The sequence below is a fragment of the Rugamonas sp. FW305-51 genome, from assembly GCF_058786935.1.
This window is the reverse complement of record NZ_JBYSZG010000001.1, coordinates 268,034-287,279: the sequence shown is the minus strand read 5'-3', so window position 1 is coordinate 287,279 and position 19,246 is coordinate 268,034. Positions and strand designations below refer to the sequence as shown.

Sequence of the window (19,246 nt, the reverse complement as noted above, 5' to 3'; positions counted from 1 at the left end):
CCCTGGAGGAAATATGAAGGACCAACAATCAAATTCGGACGCCGGCACCATGCGCATCTTGCCCAAGGTCGTGACCTGGTCGCGGCGCGGTTTTCTGCGCGGCGGCGGGCTGGCGCTGGGCGCGGCGGCCGTGGCGCCGGCGGCGCTGGCCATGCCCGCCGCCGATGGCCTGGCTGGCGCGTTCCATACGCTCGGGCCGGCCACCGGCAAGACCTTGCTGCGCATGGCGCGTGACGTGTTCCCCCACGACCGCCTGGCCGACCGCTATTACGCGGACGCCATCGCCCCTTGCGAGCGGGCGGCGGCCAAGGACCCGGCCCTGAAGGCGCTGCTGCAGGACGGGGTGGCGGAGCTGGACCGGGCCGCCGTGCGCCGCTACGGCCAGCCATACGCCGAGGTGGCGGCCGAGGACGACCGGGTCAGCCTGCTGAAGGCGATCGAGTCCGGTCCGTTCTTCCAGAAGATCCGGGGCGACATGGTCACCAGCCTGTACGACAACAAGGCCGTGTGGCCGCTGCTGGGCTACGAAGGCTCGTCCTGGGAGAAGGGCGGCTATCTCGCCCGCGGCTTCAACGACATCGACTGGCTGTGAACGGCAAGGCATAACAATAACTGAAGGAGACAGGACACCATGAGCAAGAAATTCAATCTCAATGACGACGGCGTGGTCGTCATCATCGGCTCCGGCGCAGGCGGGGCGACGCTGGCCAACGAGCTGGCGCAGAAGGGCGTCGACAAGATCGTCATCCTGGAAGCGGGCAAGCATTTCACGCAAGCCGATTTCGAGAACGACGAGTGGGCCATGTTCAACAAGATATCGTGGCTCGACAAGCGCATCTCGGCCGGCGGCTGGCATCACACCAAGACCTATCCCAACCTGCCGGCCTGGATCGTCAAGGCCGTCGGCGGCTCCACGGTGCACTGGTCGGGGGTGGCGCTGCGCTTCCAGGAGCACGACTTCCACACCCGTAGCATCTATGGCCAGGTCGAAGGCGCCAACGTGCTGGACTGGCCCATCACGCTGGCCGAACTGGCGCCATACTACGAGCTGGCGGAAAAAAAGATGGGCGTGGCGGGCAGCGCCGCCAGCGGTTTGCCGCCCATGCCCGAAAGTAACCAGTACAAGGTGGTGGCGGCCGGCGCCCGCAAGATCGGCTACCAGAAAATCATCCGGCCGGTGGCATCGAACTCGGCGCCCTACGATGGCCGTCCCGGCTGCCAGCAGATCGGCTTTTGCATGCAGGGCTGCAAGATCGGCGCCAAGTGGTCGACGCTATACACCGAGATCCCGCGCGCGCTGGCCACCAACCGGGTCGAGCTGCGGCCCGAGAGTATGGTGTTGCAGATCCAGCATGACAAGAGCGGCAAGGTGAACGGCGTGCTGTATGCGGACCGCAAGGGCCGCCATGTGCTGCAAAAGGCGCGCGTGGTCTGCGTGGCCGGCAATTCCATCGAATCGCCGCGCATGCTGCTCAATTCCGCGTCCAATATGTTCCGCGACGGGCTGGCCAATTCTTCCGGCCAGGTGGGCCGCAATTACATGAACCATGCCACGGCGGCGGCCATCGCCATCCACCAGAAGCCGGTCTACATGAACCGGGGCTTCGACATCGGCGCCGTGGTGGCGGACGAAGTGGCGCTCAACACGGGGCGCGGCTTCAACGGCGGCTACTACCTGGAGGGCCTGGCGCTGGGCCTGCCTTACACGGCCGCCTTCATGCAGCCGGGCGGCTGGGGCCGCGACGTGACGTCGGCGCTCGAGATGTACGACCACATGACGGCCGTCTGGGTCTGCGGCGAGGACATGGCGCGCGAGCAGAACGGTATCAGCCTGCATCCGACGGAGAAGGACCAGTACGGCTTGCCGATCCCCATCGTCAGCAAGACCTACCATGGCAACGACGAAGCGATCGCCCGTCACGGCCTGGTCCAGTTCCGCAAGCTGTCCGAGGCCGTGGGCGCCAGCCGCGTGATCGACATGCCGGCCTATCCGGCCAGCCATAACCTGGGCACCAACCGCATGAGCGCCAACCCGCGCGACGGGGTGGTCAACAAATGGGGCCAGAGCCACGACGTGAAGAACCTGTTCATTTCGGACGGCAGCCAGTTCACGTCCAGTTCGGCGGCCAATCCGACCCTGACCATCGTCGCGCTGGCCATCCGGCAGGCCGAGCATATCGCCAGCCAGCTGCAGCAGCGGGCAATCTGACACGCCAGTCTCCTCTGTGCAGTGTTTGGGGCAGGCGCGAGCCTGCTCCTTTTTTCCATTCAGGGACGGCCGCGGCGGCCGTCCCGCCAAATTGTGAGCGACACCATGGACCATACAACGCAGGCCGGCGCGGCGGCCGGGCTCAGACAGAAAGGCGCCGGCAAGACCGCGCGCCTGCCCATCAAGATCGTGCCGGCCGAACACCTGGCCAAGCCGGACTGGATACGGGTGCGGGCCGCCTCGCCCTCGACCCGCTTCCGGGAAATCGAATCCATCCTGCGCGCCAACGGGCTGGTGACCGTGTGCGAGGAGGCCAGTTGTCCCAATATCGGCGAGTGCTTCGGCAACGGTGGCGCCACCTTCATGATCATGGGCAGCCTGTGCACGCGCCGCTGCCCGTTCTGCGACGTCGCCCATGGCCGCCCCGATGCGCTCGATGCGGCCGAACCGGGCCGGCTCGCCGCCACCATCGCCGCGCTGGGCCTGCGCCACGTGGTCATCACCTCGGTCAACCGGGACGACCTGCGCGACGGCGGCGCCGGCCACTTCGCCCAGTGCATTGTCCAGGTGCGCGCGCTGGCGCCGCACACGCGGGTCGAAATCCTGGTGCCCGACTTCCGCGGCCGCCTCGGGCACGCGCTCGACGCGCTGGCCGTGGCGCCGCCGGATGTGTTGAATCACAATATGGAAACCGTGCCCCGGCTCTATCCGGCGGTGCGCCCCGGCGCCAGTTATGCCCACTCGCTGGCGCTGCTGCGTCGCTGCAAGGCCCGCTATCCAGGCCTGCGCACCAAGTCGGGCATCATGGTCGGGCTGGGCGAAACGGACGACGAGGTGCTGGAAGTGCTGCGCGAGCTGCGCGAACATCATGTCGATATGATAACCATAGGCCAATACCTGGCGCCATCGGGCAGCCATCTGCCGGTACGCCGTTATGTCGCGCCCGCGACGTTCGACGCGTTCCGCACAGTCGCCCTGGCCATGGGCTTTCTGCACGTGGCGGCCGGGCCCCTGGTGCGGTCGAGCTACCACGCCGACCAGCAGGCGCTGGCCGCGGGCTTGGAGGGCGACGACGCCTACGGCGGCGAAATACGGCGGCGCCAGCGGGCGCCGGCCGGGGGCGCAGGGGCGGTTACGGCAACGGTGGGCGCAGGCGGGCCGCAGCCATTCCGGGCGCCGCCGGGTCCGGGCGTGTGGGAGGAAGGCGACGATATTTACTGATCGTGCAAGAGCGGACTGCGCCGGCCGGAAAAGGACCGATGAAGTAGCGTAACATTGAATTTCGCGGCTAGCGCGCGGCAACAGAGAGAGCCACATCAAAGTGGACCAGGTGTCGGCCGGCAGGACCGGGGGGCACCACGAGAGAAGGAGACACGCAGTGATTAACCGAGCACAAACACAACACATCAAGAACGTCCTGTCGGTCGCCACCCAGATGGGCGCGGCCAATATCACGGACGACAATACCCTGATCCATAAATCCTGGACCCGCTGTGTCAATGATTATGGCCTGGACCCGTCCCATCTGCGGGCACCGAACATTGTCACTTCGGACATATTGCGCGAACACCAGGAACAGATCGAGGAATTCATGCTGGTGGCGCGGGTGGGCATGGAGCAGATGTACAAGCGCGTGTCCGGTCTCGATTACGTGCTGCTGCTGACGGACGCCAAAGGGATCGCCGTCGACTATATCGGCAACGAGGCCCGCTCCCGTGAACTCAAGCAGGCAGGCCTGTACCTGGGCGCCGAATGGAGCGAGCAATCGGCCGGCACTTGCGGGGTCGGCACTTGCCTGGTGGAACAGACGGCACTCACCTGCCACCAGGGCGACCACTTCGACCCGACCCATATTCCCCTGACCTGTTCGGCCGCGCCCCTGTTCGATCCGGAAGGGAAATTCCTGGCGGTGCTGGACATGTCGGCGCTCACCTCGCCCATGAGCAAGGAGAGCCAGCACCTGGCGCTGCACCTGACGGTGATGTATGCCCAGATGATCGAGGACGCCAATTTCCTGCGCCATTTTGACGACCGCTGGATTTTGCGCCTGGGTACGGCGTGGGGACTGGTGGAAGTGAGCGGCGAGATCATGCTGGCCTTTGACGACGACGGCGTCGTGGTGGGCGCCAACACGGGCGGGCGCCAGCTGTTCCGGCGGCGCGATGGCATGGCCGGCAATGAGCCGGTAGGGCGCCTGGTGAGCGAACTGTTCAACATGTCGGCCGACGAGGTGTGGCGCCTGGTGCGTGCCAATGGCGCCGGCGACCGTTCGGTGGTGACGCGCGATTCGAACAAGATGTTCTATGCCAGCGTGGCCATGCCGCGCCGGCGCAAGCCGGCAGCACTGGCGAATGCCGTACCGGCCGACGGCGGCCAGCTGCTGGCGCACACCAGCTATCCCATGCTGGACCGCCTGGCCGGCGACGACAAGGCGATGCGGCGCCTGCTCGACCAGGCCAAGCGCCTGCTCAACCGCAAGCTCAATATCCTGATCCACGGCGAAACGGGCACGGGCAAGGAAGTGATCGCGAAGGCGCTGCATGAATCGAGCGCGCGCGCCGGCAAGCCGTTCGTGGCCGTCAACTGCGGCGCGATTCCGGAATCGTTGATTGAAAGCGAGCTGTTCGGCTACACGGCCGGTAGCTTCACCGGCGGGCGCAGCAAGGGCATGAAGGGCCTGATACTGCAATCGGACGGCGGCACGCTGTTCCTGGACGAGATAGGCGACATGCCCCTGCATCTGCAGACGCGGCTGCTGCGCGTGCTGTCGGAGAAGGAGGTATTGCCGCTGGGGGCGGACAAGCCCGTGGCGCTGGACCTGACTGTCGTCGCCGCTTCCCACCGCGACTTGCGCAACCTGATCAACGCCGGCAGTTTCCGCGAGGACCTGTATTACCGCCTGTGCGGCGCCACCTTGCACCTGCCGTCACTGCGCGACCGCACCGACAAGCGCTATCTGATCGAGAAGGTGCTGGCCGAGGAAGCCGAACTGCTCAATATCGAGGCTGGCATCTCGTCAGAAGCCATGTTGCAGATGTTGTGCTTCGGCTGGCCGGGCAATATCCGCCAGTTGCGCAACGTGCTGCGCTTTGCGCTGGCCGTCACCGACGGCAATATGATCATGCCGTCGGACCTGCCGCAGGAATTTGGCGACCAGTTCGCGCACCAAGGCGGCGGCGCGGACGCGGCGGGGGAAACGGCCGAGGTGCCGGTGGAAGGCAAAGGGGGCGAGGAATGTGACATGGAGCAGTTGCTGGCCTCGCTTATGCGCAATAAATGGAATGTCACGAAGGCTTCCGACGAACTGGGATTTTGCCGGGCCACGTTGTATCGCTACATGAAGAAATTCGGCATCGTGCCGCCCAATCAGCGTTAAGGTGGGATTAATTAGACCGCGTGCAACGCACTCCACACGGGCTGCGCGCGGTCGCCGACCCAGTACGCGGCGATGGCCGCGGCGCCCAGCGCCACCGCCAGGCGCAGACGCGCCGCGCCCGGCTTGGGGGCCGCCTGCGCCATGCGCAACAGGCACCAGACGCCGGCACCGACCGTCAACTGCCCCAGCTCGACCCCGACATTGAACGACAGGAGTGAGGTGACGATATTCGGACCGGTATCGGACAGGATGGCGCGCAGCCCGATGGCGAGCCCGCAGCCGTGCACCGTGCCCACCAGGGCGGTGAGCAGGGCGGGATGCGAGGCGCCACGTTGCCGCACCAGCAGCAGGGCCGCTCCCAGCACCGACAGTGCGATCAGCATTTCGATCACTGGCTCGCTCCAGCTCGCCTGAGGCAGCAAGCCATAGAACCCCGCCACGATGGACAAGGCGTGGCCGGCGCTGAAAGCGCTGATCTTGAGAGCGATCGCACGCAGGCGCAAGTCACCGGCCACCAGGCAGACCACCAGCAGCAAATGGTCATATCCTTCAAGGATGTGGGCGGCGCCGGCGCGAACAAATTGCAGGAAGGCCTGCAGCACAGGGGGATTGATGGTGATCGCCGTATCCAGCGTCCCGCTGTGGCTGTATTGCGTCGTCGTGCCTGCGCGATGGGACAGCAGGATGGTATGGATGGGGGCATCGCTGAGCGTCCCGGCCTGCAGCGCGCTGCTGAAGGCGAACGGCCCGTCTGGCCTGACGGCGGGGTAGAACACGGCCGCGTCCAGCAGCATGTTGCCGATGTCGACCTGCGTCCCGTCTTGCGGCAGCGGCCCGGATGGGGGCGATGCCGCGCGCGTCGCCAGGCGCGCCTGGTCGGCGCTGGAGAAGGGCGGCACGGCGCCTTTCACGTGTATCGATGCCGACAGCACTTGCGGCGCGACGGCCTTGCCCTGCATCGTCACGGCATGGCCCGACACCAGCGTCGCCGATGCCATGGCCGTGGCGGTGAGGAGCGCCGTGTCGCTCACGTAATAGAAGACGCGGCCGCTTTCGCTGCGTGCGATGACGTATGGCGCGGGCGCGCCATCGGGCCCGTGCGCCAGCAAGGGAAGCGACACGCGAAAATAGGCCGTCATGCCGGCCGCGTCGTAGGTGAAGTGGACGGCCCGGATATTGGCCCGGCCGTCGGCGTGAGCCCGGGCGCCGGTGGGCGCGCTCCACAGCCAGGCCAGCAGCAGCGCCGTAAACAGCGCGCGCCACGGTGCGGCCAGGCTGCGCCGCGTGCGCGCCATGGCGACGTTGCCGATCAAGGTCCTCATGGCGCGCTGCTTATTTGGCAGGGAAGCGGGGATCCCACAGTACGCGCTTGGCGCCCTTTTCGTAGGCCATGCCTTTGGGTGTACTGACGATTTCCAGCTGCATGCCCCACGGCGCAAGGAAATACATCCAGGTCAGGCCGGCGGCTGGACCGTCCTTGAAGGTGCTCGGTTCGCCCAGCGTCTTGACGCCCTTGGCCTTCAGGTAGGCGGTGGCCTTGTCCATGTCATCGACATAAAAGGCCAGGTGGTGTCCGCCCACGTCGCTGTTTTTGGGTGGCGCTTTGGCCTGTCCCGGCGCGCCGTACTCGAAGATTTCAAGATTGGTGCCGTAGCCGCAGCGTACCATCTGGAACCGCTTGATTTCGGCGCGCGGATTGACGTTCAGGTGCACATTCATCCAGTCGTCGGCGAACTTGAAGGCGCCGAGCTTGATCGATGCCTCGCAGCCGATTACATTGACGAAGAAGCTCACCGCTTCGTCCATGTTGGGCACAGTGATGCCCAGGTGCTGCGCGCCTTGCATGCCGGGCATGCCGGCGTAAGCGCTGATGGGCAGCGTGACGATGGCTGCCGCGCAGGCGAGGGTGTGTTTAAGGCTCATGCTGTCTCCTGTTGTGTTGGAATAGTCGCCGGTCCGGGCGGCCGGCATGTCACCTAAAAGCAAGATGTACGCCACCTGGCCTGCAGGTCCGCGGCAGGCAAATTGCACAGGGAGCGCGCGGCAATCCAAGCACTGCGGCCGGCGTGGGCGGCGACAGTTGTCACAGGCATGCGTAGCAGGGGGAGCAGATGTTTGTGGAATGCACTACATGATGCTGAAATCGGGAGTTTGATCCATCCCGCCCGTCCTCGCGCGCGCATTGCGGGATCGATCGAGATAATGGCATTTCTGATGGTATTGCAACGTGCGTAGTTTCCCCTTCCCCTTGGTTGGCGCGTGGAGTGCAGGTCTTGGCCAGGTAAATGCACCTGGCCATTTATGTCAGTCTGCCAGCGACATAGCCCGTGTCGCCAGCAAGCTGCCAGGTCCAGCAGATGATCGCTAGCGTTTCTGCGCATCCTCTTCGGATTTCTTCTCCGCATCCGTTTTGGCGTCCGACTCGGATTTCTTCGGCGCGCGCCCGTGTGCCTCTGGGGACGGCGCTGGCGGCGAAGCCCTGCTTGCCGGTGGTCTTGCCGCTTCCCCTCTTGATGCTTCGGCGCGGGCGGCCGCAGCCCTGGCGGCATCGGCCTTCATCGCATCGGCGCGCGCATTTTCGGCTCTCGCTGCTTCCGCTCTCGCTGCTTCAGCGCGGGCGGCCGCAGCCCTGGCGGCATCGGCCTTCACTGCATCGGCGCGTGCGTTCTCTGCCCTAACTGCGTCCGCTCTCGACGCTTCGGCGCGGGCGGCCGCAGCCCTGGCGGCATCGGCCTTCACTGCGTCGGCGCGCGCGTTCTCCGCTCTAACTGCGTCCGCTCCCGATGCTTCGGCGCGGGCGGCCGCAGCCCTGGCGGCATCGGCCTTCACCGCATCGGCGCGCGCATTTTCGGCTCTGGTGGCTTCCGTTCGCGATGCTTCGGCGCGGGCGGCCGCCGCCTTGGCGGCATCGGCCTTCACCGCATCGGTGCGCGCGTTGTCGGCTTTGGCCGCTTCCGCCTTCAACGCTTCGGCGCGTGCCGCAGCGGCCTTGGCAGCGTCAGCTTTCATGACATCGGTTTTTGCGGCCTCCGCTTTTGCTGCGTCAGCCCTTGATGCTTCAGCAGCAGTGGCCGCCGCCCTGGCGGCATCGGCTCTGGATGCGTTCGCGCCCGCCGCGTCGGCATTTCCTTTCACGCCTTGCGCGGCATCGCTCCTGGACGCCTCGGCTTTGCGCGCCTCCGGCGACCTGGCTGCCGGAGCAGTCGGGGGCGGGAGTGCACTTGGGGCCGGCGCCTTGGCTGCGGTCACCACGCTGACCTTGGGCGCCGCGGCTGGCGCGGCAGCGGGTTTCATCTGCGCACGATGTGATTCATCGATCGGTATGCCGGGTTTGGCGGCCAATTGCGCTTGCTGGGCTGAGAATGCAATCGGCGCCGGCGGTGGAGGGGCGTGCGCCACGACGGCGCGCTCAAGCGCCGGTGGCTTGGCGCTGGCGGCGGGCGCGGCACCATGCACGCTTTGCGGCACCGGCGCGACGGCGGCAACATACGCCACCGGCGCGCTGGTGGCCACTTCCTTCGATATGGCGACGGCGGCCCGGGCCACCGGTTGTGAGCGCACGAACGTCTGCGTCGGTATGGCCACCACCGCACCGTTCACCTGTTGATTGGCATACACCACGTTGGTCACGTTGGTGGTGTTGGTGATATTGGTGACGTTGGTCGTGTTGTAGACGTTGGTGATGATGGTGGGCGCGATCGTGGCGTTACTGCGGTTGATTTGGTCGAAATACCCGCGGCTCACCGGATAGGACGGCCGGTAGACTTCGCGCGGCGCCAGTGGAAACCAACCGACCGAGGCCGACGCCTGAAAATTGCGGCCGCCGATGAACACAACAAGGGCCGGCGCATACACCGCCGCCTCGCGCGGTGGGCCCGGCACCCAGCCCCAGGAGCCTTGCAAGTTGGCCCAGCGCCCGTAGTGCGATACCGCGTAGCCCCAGGGCGCATCGTCCACCCAGGTCCAACCCCACGGATCGACCCATGCCCAATGGCCGTCGCGATAAGGGGACCAGTCGGCCGCTACCCGCGTCGGCATCCAGACGTTGCCGTAAGTGGGGTCGGAACGCCAGCTGCCATAAGCGTCCAGATCCTCGTAGCCGACCACTTCCGTCGACACATAACGGGCCGAGGGCGAATGGTCGCTGCGCCGGTCGCGTTCGGCTGCCCAGCGGTCCAGATCGTCGCTGCGCCCCGTTGTCAAGGTATCGTAGTCACCCAGGCCGGTGCCGTAGAACCGGTAGCCATGCCGGGGCGCGACGGCATACGAGGCGCCGTCGCCATACACTTCAGCCTGGCCGCTCAGCACCATGACTGCCGTTGCATCGTCGTTGACGTCGACGTCAATGCGGTATTCGCCGGGACGGCGCAGGATGAAGGCGAGATTCGGAGTATCGACCTCGACACTCTGGTCCGGCGCCATATGGCGTATCCGCACTTTCAAGGCACCTTGCGTCAGCTGATATTGGGCAATGCGATCGTCGAGGTTGAGCAGCGTGACGTTGGTGGACGGGCCCAGGCGGATCGCCGCGCCGCCGATCTGCAGCTCGGCGCGCGCACCGGCATCGGCCCACAGTCGGTCGCCCGTGGTCAGCGGGCGGTTGACGATGGCTTGCAGCCAATCGGATTCGCCGGCCGGTGAAAAACTCACCGTGCCGCTGATATAGCCAAGGCGCGCGGCGCGCGATGGCGGCTCCGCTGCGGCCAGGCCGCACAGCATCAAGCTGAGTATGGCGGCGAGTAGCGCCCGCAGGCGCCGTGGGGGTGATATGTTCATGATGCTTCCTCTCACAAGCGGCGTTGCGACCGGAATCGACATCGCTGCTCCACCTTGGTGGTGGGTTGCCGCGATCGTTGACCGGCGCGCCGCGCGAGTGCCTGGGCGGGATGATCATTGCCGATCGCGTTCGCAGAGGGATGTTCCTGTCTTGGCGCGCATGCACTGCACTTGCAGGCTAGCAGCAAACACATGGCCTGCCTGTGCGGTACCGCACGTTGAGCGAACCCGTGCGGTGGTGTGGCTCTTCAGCTTCGGCCGGTGCTGGTTCCACCAATCGCTGTAGGCCGCGACGCGCGCTGCGGCCGGGCGGGCGGGTCGCTTTCGTCTGCTGGCGCAGCGCGGCCGAGAACGATTGGGTGCGCCTGCCTATGGGCGCTATCAAGGGCATCGTCCCGCCGACCGCGCCGCCCGATCCCGAAACCCCCGGGCCCATTTTCTTTCGGTGACCGGGGGGCGGGTGGCCCGCATCCTGACGGCGGCTGGTTTCACCGATATCGCTATCGCGCCTTTCGATGCGCCCATCCCCTTGGGCGAGGGCGGAACGCGGGACGTTGCGATCGGCCGTGTGCGGCCCTGACAATTGCACAAATAGTCAACGGCGTGCACCGCCTGCACAGCGCGGTGCAGGGCCTGCCGCTACATTCGTATGGATGGCCTGGCGTGCCGCTGTCTGGTTGCGCTGCAGGACTAATCATCACTTATGGAGCGTGCTGTGAACCCGGAAGAATTCGATTACATCGTCGTTGGCGGCGGTTCCGCCGGCTGCGTGATGGCCGCCCGGCTGTCGGAAGATGGCCGGCACACTGTGTGCCTGCTGGAGGCCGGCGGGCCGGATGACAGCGTGCTGATACACGCCCCGATCGGCGTGGTAGCCATGATGGGCAGCAAAATCAACAATTACGCCTATGAGACCGTCCCGCAGCAAGCTCTGGGCGGCAGGACGGGCTATCAGCCGCGCGGCAAGACCCTGGGCGGCAGCAGCTCCATCAACGCCATGCTGTACGTGCGCGGGCACCGGCATGACTACGATCACTGGGCCGCGCTCGGCAACGAGGGCTGGTCGTACGATGAAGTGCTGCCGTATTTCAAACGATCGGAGAACAACGAAGCGTTCGGCGCCGGGCCTTACCACGGCGCTGGCGGCCCTTTGAACGTCACCTATCCCCGCTACGACAACCCGATCAACCGGATGTTCATCGGCGCCGCCGCGAGCCATGGCATCGGGGCCAACCCCGATTACAACGGAGAATGCCAGGACGGCGCCTTTCTGTATCAAGTCACGCAAAAGGATGGCGAGCGCTGCAGCGCCGCCAAAGCCTACCTCTCGCCGAACAAGAAGCGTCCCAACCTGCACATCGTGACGGCCGCCACGGCGGCGCGCATTGTATTCGCCGGGCGTCGTGCCGCCGGTGTCGAGTATTACCAGGGCAATGTGCTGCGTACCGTGAAGGCGCGCCGCGAAGTGATACTGTCGGCCGGCGCCTTCGGTTCGCCCCAGCTGCTGATGCTGTCCGGAGTGGGGCCGGGCGGCCCGCTGCGCGCGCTGGGCATTCCGGCGGTCAGCGAGCTGCCGGGCGTGGGCGCCAATCTGCAGGACCACATCGATTACGTCCAGAGCTGGCGTACCCGCAGCGATACGCCGACCTTCGGCATTTCCGCCAAGGGCGCCGTGGGCATGGCGAAAGCCGTGCTCGAATGGCGGCGGCAGCGCACCGGCATGGTGACCAGCCCGTTCGCGGAATCGGGCGCCTTTATCCGTTCTTCACCCGAGGTGAGCGTGCCCGACCTGCAGCTGATCTTCGTGCTGGCCATGGTGGACGACCATGGCCGGCGCCTGCATCTGGGGCACGGCTTTTCCTGCCACGTCGATCTGCTGCGTCCCTACAGCAGGGGCAGCGTCACGCTGGCCAGCCGCGACCCGCGCGACGCGCCGCTGATCGATCCGAATTTTTTCGGTGATGAGGCCGATTTCACCACTTTGCTGAAGGGCGCGCAAATCCAGCAGAAAGTCATCGAATCCCGTCATTTCGATACGATACGGGGCGAGATGCTGCACCCCGTTCAGGCTGGCGATCTGGAGCGGCTCGCGCACGATATCCGCAGCCGCGCCGATTCGCAATACCACCCGGTTGGCACCTGCAAGATGGGGACCGATGCGCAGGCCGTCGTCGATGCGCGCCTGCGTGTCAGGGGAGTGACGGGACTGCGGGTGGTCGATGCCTCCGTCATGCCGACGCTGGTGGGCGGGAATATCAATGCGCCGACCATCATGATCGCCGAAAAGGCGGCCGACATGGTGCGCGCGGATGCCAGGGAAAGCAGCCCGGCGGCAAGTGTAGTCCACGTCTAGGCGGCGCGGGTCATTGCGATAAGAGCGGCCGCAAGTGCGGCGCCGCGGCGATCGCTGAAGGGTGTCTCCGCAGGTTTTGGCGCGCTTCGCAGCGCGCCTTTTTTATGTGCGCCCGGCATGGACGCACTTCGGCGCAGGACGCCGCCACGCCCGGCCGTCAAGTCAGTGGCATATCGAAAACAAAGCAGGTGGTCGTCGCGTGCGCGTATAGCTTGCCTTTTTCATCCTCGACGCGAGCCTCCGCCGTGACCATCTGACGGCCCGCATGGACAACCGTGGCGACGGCGCGCAACGGCCCTGTCTTGTGGGAAGCTGACCGCACGATATTGAGGTTGAGTTGTGCCGTCGTGTAGGACCGGCCGGCCGGCAGCGTGGTTTGTACCGCGCAGCCGAGCGCAGAGTCCAGCAGCGTGGCAAACCAGCCGCCATGCACGGCGCCCAAGGGGTTGTAGTGTTGCAGCAGCGGGATGCCCTGGAACACGGCGCGGCCATCGCCCACCTCCAGCAACGCCATATTCATGGTTGCGTTCATCGGCGGGTGCGGCAGCGCGCCCGTCATCATGGCGACCAGAATCTCTCGCCCGCCTTTGCCGGCGATCTGCTCCGCTCGCGCAAGGCCGGGCGAGCCGCCGCCGTCGCGCATCCGTTGATTTGCCTCCGACTGCTGGTTTGCCCAGACAGCGAGGGGGTATTCAGTTTCCATGATCTGCTCCAGCGTGATGAGTGAAAGTGAAGTGGTGCGGAGTGTGTGGGCCGGGTCCGGCTCACGCCTGTTTTGCGATGGCCGCGGGCGCCGTGTTGACGGGCAGGCATAAGGCTCCTGTCAACAGCGCCAGGCTCACATGGCAGAGATAGACGGCATTGAAATCGACACGCTGCAAACTTGAACCGCTGAGCAGAAGCACCGTGAGGGCGACGCCCATGACCGAGCCGATTTGCCGTATGGCCTGATTGACTGCGCCGCCCACGGCGAATTGCCTGGCCGGCAGGTGGCTGACGGCGGCCCCAGACAGCGATGGCATCACCATGCCGACGCCTATGCCGCCGAGCACCATGCCTGGCAGCCATTGCGTCAGGTACGCGGGCTCGGCTCCCGGCACCAGGAAAAACCACAATCCGCTGCTGGCGTAAATCGCACACCCCGTCAGCCAGAGCGGGCGGTGGCCATGCCTGCTCGCCAGCCGTCCAGACAGGGCGGCAACCGGAACCACCAGCAGCGGCCCGGGCGCAATCGCCAGTCCGGCCAATGGCAATGGGTAGTGCCAGATCGAGCGCATGTAGAAGAAGAATGCGAAGGACATCATGGAACACGCGGCGCCGAAGCTCAGCGTCGCCAGATTCACATAGCGGTATGTGGCGTTGCGGAACAAACCCAAGTCCATCAATGGCGCCGTGGCAACCCGAGCCCGGGCGACAAAGGCGTTGGTGCGACGCGCCGGGCGGTTGGGCCGATTCACGCGAGGCCGAACGTCTTCCTCAGGCCCTTCTCGACCGGGCCGGCCGGCATGAAACGGCGCAGCTTGGCCAACAGCGACGCCTCGCCTTTCGGTGTATGGCGCATCTTCCATGGCCCCAACGCGGCGTCGACGATGGTGGCGGCGACGCCATCGGGCGCGGGCGCCTTCTGGACGTTGTTCTGGATTGCCTGGGCAACGACGCCGAGCTCATTGTGGTAGTCCGGGATTCGGGCGACGGTCTGGGGCGCGTTGAGATCCAGGTTGGTCTTGGTAAAGGAGGGTTCGATCAGCGCCACGCGGATGCCGAATTGGCGCACCTCGTGGTCGAGAGTTTCGGACAGTCCTTCAACGGCATGCTTGGAGGCCGAATAGAGCGCCATGTACGGCGCGGGCAGAAAGCCCAGCACCGAACTGACGTTGACGATGCGGCCGGAACGCTGCGCGCGCATGGTGGGCAGCACGGCCTGCATCGTGCGCAGGAGGCCGAACAGGTTGGTGTCGAACAGCGTCTGGGCTTCGGCGATCGACGTTTCTTCCGCCGCGCCCAGCAGGGTTACGCCGGCACTGTTGACCAGCACGTCGATGCGCCTGGCTTGCGCGATGATGGCCTGGAAGCCGCGCGCGATCGACGCTTCATCGCGGATATCCATCTCGATGAGCGTAACGCCCGGTATGGCCTGGGCGGTCGCCGTGTTGCGCACTGTGCCGAATACCCGGCAACCCTGCGCGGCAAACTTCATGGCGGCGGCGCGCCCGATACCGGACGACACACCAGTAATGACGACTACTTTGGAATTGGACATGGTAGTTCCTGTTTGTGTGGGTGGAGCAGGGTGCTCAGCTTGGTGAATGGGCTGGCCGGATCTTGAACCAGATGGAGTACATGGCCGGCAGGAACACCAGCGTCAAGATCGTGCCGGCGAAGGTGCCGCCGATCAGCGTGTAGGCCAGCGTGCCCCAGAACACCGAATGGGTGAGCGGGATGAAGGCCAGGATGGCCGCCAGCGCGGTCAGTACCACCGGCCGGGCGCGCTGCACGGTGGCCTCGACCACGGCCTGGAACGGCGCCAGTCCGGCCTGTTCGTTTTCACGTATCTGCCCGATCAGGATCAGCGTGTTGCGCATCAGGATGCCCGACAGGGCGATCAGCCCGACCAGCGCATTGATGCCGAATGGCTGGCGGAACAGGATCAGGGTAGGCACCACGCCGATCAGGCCCAGCGGACTGGTCAGGAACACCATGACCATGGCGGCGATCGAACGCACCTGCAGGATCAGGATGAGCAGGGTGATCGCCAGCATGATGGGAAACAGCGGCAGCATCGCTTGCATCGCCTTGCCCGATTCCTCGATGGAGCCGGCCTGTTCGATGCGGTAGCCGTCAGGCAGCCGCTCTATGACGGGCTGGAGCTGCGCGGTGATGGCCTCCGACACGTCGGGCGGCTGCAAGTTGTCGGCGATGTCGCCTCGCACGGTGATGGTCGGCATGCGGTCGCGCCGGCGCATGATCGGTTCTTCCATGCGTACCTCGACCTTGCCCAGCTGCGACAGCGGCAGCCGTTGCCCATTGGCGCCGGCCAGCGTGAAGTCGCCGATCGTGGCCGGGTCCAGCCGCGTGCCGCCGGCCGAACGGGCGACCACCTGCACTGTGCGAATGTCCTCGCGCACGGCTGTGACGGGCACGCCGCTGAGCAGGAATTGCAGTTGCTGCGCCACGGCGCTCGACGTCAGGCCGACGGCTTGCAGGCGGTCCTGCTGCAAGTTGAAGTGCAGCACGGGCGTGCGCGTGCCCCAGTCGTTATTGACCGTGCGCATCATGGGACTGGCGGCCAGCACCTGTTGCACGTCGGCTGCGATCTTGCGTAGCGTGTCCGGGTTGGGTCCCGAGATCCGGTAAGCGACGGGGAAGGGAGAATACGGACCGAACACGAGCTGGGTGATGCGTACCCGCGCCTCGGGGGCGAGGCCGTCGGCGACCGCCTGGCGCAGCCGCTGTTTCAGCGCATCGCGCGCCTCCTGGCTGTCGGTGCGCACCACGATCTTGGCAAAGGACGGGTCCGGCAATTCCGGTCCCATCGCCAGGTAGAAGCGGGGCGCGCCCTGGCCGATGTAGGCCGTGACGATCTTCGCCTCGGCCTGTTTGGCCAGCCAGGCTTCCACCTTGGCCGTGGCCGCGCTGGTCTGGGCGATTGAGGTGCCGTAGGGCATCTGCAGCTCGACCAGCACTTCAGGCCGGTCCGAGATGGGGAAGAATTGCTTCTTGACGACGGCCATGCCCAGCACCGCCATGACGAACAGGCCGACGACGGCGCCCGCCACCGCCCACTTGCGGCCGATCACGCGTTCGAGCATGCGGCGGAAGCGGTGGTAGCGGGGCGTGTCGTACAGGGCGTCGTGGCCACCTTCGACCCGGTGCAAGTCCGGCAGCAGCTTGACGCCCAGGTAGGGCGTGAAGACGACGGCCACCACCCAGGACGCGATCAGGGCGATGCCCACGATCCAGAACATGTTGCTGGTGTATTCGCCGGCCGTGGAGCGGGCGAAACCATTGGGCATGAAGCCGACGGCCGTGACGAGCGTGCCCGACAGCATGGGCGCCGCCGTGTGGCTCCAGGCGTAGGCGGAGGCGGCGATGCGGCTGTAGCCTTCCTCCATTTTCACCACCATCATTTCGATGGCGATGATGGCGTCGTCCACCAGCAGCCCCAGGCCCAGGATCAGGGAACCCAGGGTGATGCGGTCGAAGTTCTTGCCGGTCGCGGCCATGACGACGAACACGGCCGCCAGGGTCAGCGGCACGGCCGCGGCGACCACGATGCCGACCCGCCAGCCCATGCTGACGAAGCACACCACCATCACCACCAGCAGCGCGGCGAAGAACTTGATCATGAACTCGTCGACCGCCGCGCTGATATTGACGGCCTGGTCCGTGACTTTGGTCAGCCCCATGCCCAGCGGCATGTCGGCGTTGATCAGTTTCACTTCGTGATCGAGCGCCTTGCCCAGGTCCAGTCCGTTCCAGCCGTCGCGCATCACGACGCCCAGCAACAGGGCCGGTTCGCCGCCGTTGCGTATCGTGAAGCTGGCCGGGTCTTCGTAGCCGCGCGTGACGGTGGCGATGTCGGCCAGTTTCACGGTGCGGCCCTGGGCCACGACGGGCGTGTCGCGGATCTTCTGCAATTCGTCCAGCGCGCCGTCCAGGCGAATGAATACCTGCGGTCCCTTGGTCTCCACGGAGCCGGCCGGCGTGAGCACGTTCTGGCTGTTGAGCGCGGCGAACACTTCCTGCGGGCCTATGCCCAGCGTGGCCAGGCGCTCGTGTGAGAACTCGACGTAAATGCGTTCGGCCTGTTCGCCCACGATGTTGACCTTCTTGACCCCCGGCACATGCAGCAGGCGCTGGCGCAGCGTCTCGGCGTCGCGCACCAGCGCGCGTTGCGGTTCGCCCTTGGCCTTGAGCGCGTACAGGGCGAAGGTGACGTCCGCATATTCGTCGTTGACCATGGGGCCGATCACGCCGGCCGGCAGGTTGGCGGCTTCGTCGCCGACTTTCTTGCGGGCCTGGTAGAACTCGCCCTGCACCTCGGACGGCGGAGTGCTGTCGAGCAAGGTCAGGGTGGTGAAGGCCAGGCCGGGCCGGGTGTAGGTCTCGCTGCGGTCGTACCAGCGCAGTTCCTGCAGCCGCTTTTCCAGCTTCTCGGCGACCTGGTCCTGCATTTCCTGCGCCGTGGCGCCGGGCCAGGCGGTAATGACGGTCATCACCTTGACGGTGAAGGCGGGGTCTTCGGCCCGCCCCAGCTTGAAGAAGGATACGACCCCGGCCAGCGAGATCAGGCAGATCAGGAACAGCGTGACGGCGCGTTCGCGCACGGCCAGCGCCGACAGGTTGAAACGTCCTGCGCTCATGGCCGCGCTCCCGCCGCCGAAGCGGTGACCAGGCTGGCCACGCGCACCGGCTCGCCCTGGTGCAGCAAATGCGTGCCCAGCGCCACGATGCGGTCGCTGGCCTTGAGCGGCCCGGCCACATAGGCGCTGTCCTGATCGAGGCGCTGGACCTGGACGGCGCGCCAGCTCACCTTGGCCGGCTCGCCTTCGATCACCCACACGCCCGGTCCCTTGCCGGCGTCGGACAGCGCGCTGAGCGGCACCTGCCAGCCAGCCTGGGCCGCCGTGCGGCCGTCCGCGATGCGCAGCGTGACGGTGGTGCCCAATGGGGCGTTGGCCAGGCCTTCGTCGAGCACGTAGCGGGCTTCGAAGGTACGGGTCAGGCGGTCGGCCGTATCGGACAGCTGCCGTAGCCGGGCCGGCACGGCCGTGCCTTCCTGGCCGAACAGCGTGGCGTGGCCGGCCGAGCCGATGGCGGGGCGCAACGTTTCCGGCAACTGGATGACGGCTTCGCGCTGTCCCGCATGGGCCACCCGCACCACGACCTGGCCCGCATTGACGACCTGGCCCGGTTCGGCCAGCGTATCCATGACGACGCCGTCGGCGTCGGCCACCAGTTCCGCGTAGCGGCTCGCGTTGCCGGCCACTTCGGCCTGGGCCAGCGCCGCATTGAGCTGGGCCTGGGCGGCATCGGCCGCCGCCTTGACCTGGTCGTAGGCCGACGCCGAGATCGCGCCCGTTCCCCGCAAATCGCGGTAGCGGGCCTCATCGTCGGCCGTCTGCCGGGCGCGCGCGCGGGCGGCCGCGACGGTCGCTTGCTGGGCGTGGGCCGCCAGTTTCAGGTCGGCGGCGTCGATGCGCATGAGCACCTGGCCCCGTTTGACGGTTTGACCCGCATCGACCAGGCGCGCCAGCACCTTGCCCGAGACGCGGAAGCCGAGATCGCTCTGTACCCGGGCGGCTACGGTGCCCGTGAAGGTACGCGACGTGGCCTCAGCACTCTGGATGGTGGTGGCGCGTACCAGCTGGGTCTGGGTACGCGGGTCGGTTGGTGGTTTTGCGCCGCAGGCGGCCAGCGCAAACGGTAACGCAGGGAGCACTGCGGAGTAGACAAGGCGGCGGAACATAGGAATCCCATAAGAGGCGTAACAGGACCTCCATTTTGGGACCAGTGACTAACTTTGTCAATC

General features: G+C 66.2%; 11 protein-coding genes and 3 pseudogenes. 6 read left to right on the top strand and 8 right to left on the bottom strand.

Annotation, left to right across the window (positions count from 1 at the left end):
* The first annotated feature begins 13 nt into the window (after nt 1–13).
* The 4 genes and pseudogenes from AC3WOS_RS01175 to AC3WOS_RS01160 all read left to right on the top strand — a co-directional run bounded on the left by AC3WOS_RS01175 (nt 14) and on the right by AC3WOS_RS01160 (nt 5,585).
* A complete protein-coding gene (locus AC3WOS_RS01175; RefSeq protein ID WP_492713983.1) occupies nt 14–592 on the top strand; it encodes a gluconate 2-dehydrogenase subunit 3 family protein in 579 nt (192 codons plus the stop codon).
* Between the two features lie 39 nt (nt 593–631).
* The gene (locus AC3WOS_RS01170; RefSeq protein ID WP_492713982.1) at nt 632–2,209 is read left to right on the top strand and encodes a GMC family oxidoreductase; all 1,578 of its coding nucleotides are present in this window, start codon (nt 632–634) and stop codon (nt 2,207–2,209) included.
* A 105-nt stretch (nt 2,210–2,314) separates the two neighbouring features.
* Nucleotides 2,315–3,271: pseudogene (gene lipA / locus AC3WOS_RS01165) on the top strand (lipoyl synthase); the annotation flags it as partial.
* Between the two features lie 316 nt (nt 3,272–3,587).
* Entirely contained in the window at nt 3,588–5,585 is a 1,998-nt protein-coding gene (locus AC3WOS_RS01160; RefSeq protein WP_492713980.1) for a sigma-54-dependent Fis family transcriptional regulator, read from the top strand.
* Between the two features lie 11 nt (nt 5,586–5,596).
* Here the strand turns inward: AC3WOS_RS01160 and AC3WOS_RS01155 are convergent, their stop codons facing one another.
* The 3 genes from AC3WOS_RS01155 to AC3WOS_RS01145 form a co-directional block, all read right to left on the bottom strand.
* A complete protein-coding gene (locus AC3WOS_RS01155) occupies nt 5,597–6,907 on the bottom strand; it encodes a HupE/UreJ family protein (protein WP_492713979.1) in 1,311 nt (436 codons plus the stop codon).
* 10 nt (nt 6,908–6,917) lie between these two features.
* The gene (locus tag AC3WOS_RS01150) at nt 6,918–7,508 is read right to left on the bottom strand and encodes a VOC family protein (protein WP_492713978.1); all 591 of its coding nucleotides are present in this window, start codon (nt 7,506–7,508) and stop codon (nt 6,918–6,920) included.
* 441 nt (nt 7,509–7,949) lie between these two features.
* On the bottom strand, nt 7,950–10,361 hold the full coding sequence (locus AC3WOS_RS01145) for a DUF6600 domain-containing protein (RefSeq protein ID WP_492713976.1): 2,412 nt from the start codon (nt 10,359–10,361) through the stop codon (nt 7,950–7,952).
* 290 nt (nt 10,362–10,651) lie between these two features.
* Between AC3WOS_RS01145 and AC3WOS_RS01140 the strand changes: the two are divergent.
* Nucleotides 10,652–10,923, top strand: a pseudogene (locus AC3WOS_RS01140) (SAM-dependent methyltransferase); the annotation flags it as partial.
* Between the two features lie 153 nt (nt 10,924–11,076).
* The gene (locus tag AC3WOS_RS01135) at nt 11,077–12,714 is read left to right on the top strand and encodes a GMC family oxidoreductase (protein WP_492713974.1); all 1,638 of its coding nucleotides are present in this window, start codon (nt 11,077–11,079) and stop codon (nt 12,712–12,714) included.
* Nucleotides 12,715–12,871: 157 nt separating this feature from the next.
* Here the strand turns inward: AC3WOS_RS01135 and AC3WOS_RS01130 are convergent, their stop codons facing one another.
* From AC3WOS_RS01130 to AC3WOS_RS01110, 5 genes and pseudogenes are all read right to left on the bottom strand, one after another.
* Nucleotides 12,872–13,417 carry a PaaI family thioesterase gene (locus tag AC3WOS_RS01130; protein ID WP_492713972.1) on the bottom strand — a complete coding sequence of 182 codons (546 nt, stop codon included), beginning with the start codon at nt 13,415–13,417 and terminating at the stop codon, nt 12,872–12,874.
* Between the two features lie 61 nt (nt 13,418–13,478).
* A pseudogene (locus tag AC3WOS_RS01125) lies at nt 13,479–14,132 on the bottom strand (MFS transporter); the annotation flags it as partial.
* Between the two features lie 35 nt (nt 14,133–14,167).
* On the bottom strand, nt 14,168–14,974 hold the full coding sequence (locus AC3WOS_RS01120; protein ID WP_492713970.1) for an oxidoreductase: 807 nt from the start codon (nt 14,972–14,974) through the stop codon (nt 14,168–14,170).
* Nucleotides 14,975–15,008: 34 nt separating this feature from the next.
* A complete protein-coding gene (locus AC3WOS_RS01115; protein WP_492713969.1) occupies nt 15,009–18,077 on the bottom strand; it encodes an efflux RND transporter permease subunit in 3,069 nt (1,022 codons plus the stop codon).
* Nucleotides 18,074–19,183: an efflux RND transporter periplasmic adaptor subunit gene (locus AC3WOS_RS01110; RefSeq protein WP_492713968.1), complete on the bottom strand. Its 1,110-nt coding sequence runs from the start codon at nt 19,181–19,183 to the stop codon at nt 18,074–18,076. The genes AC3WOS_RS01115 and AC3WOS_RS01110 overlap by 4 nt, the downstream gene beginning before the upstream one ends.
* Nucleotides 19,184–19,246: the final 63 nt, after the last annotated feature.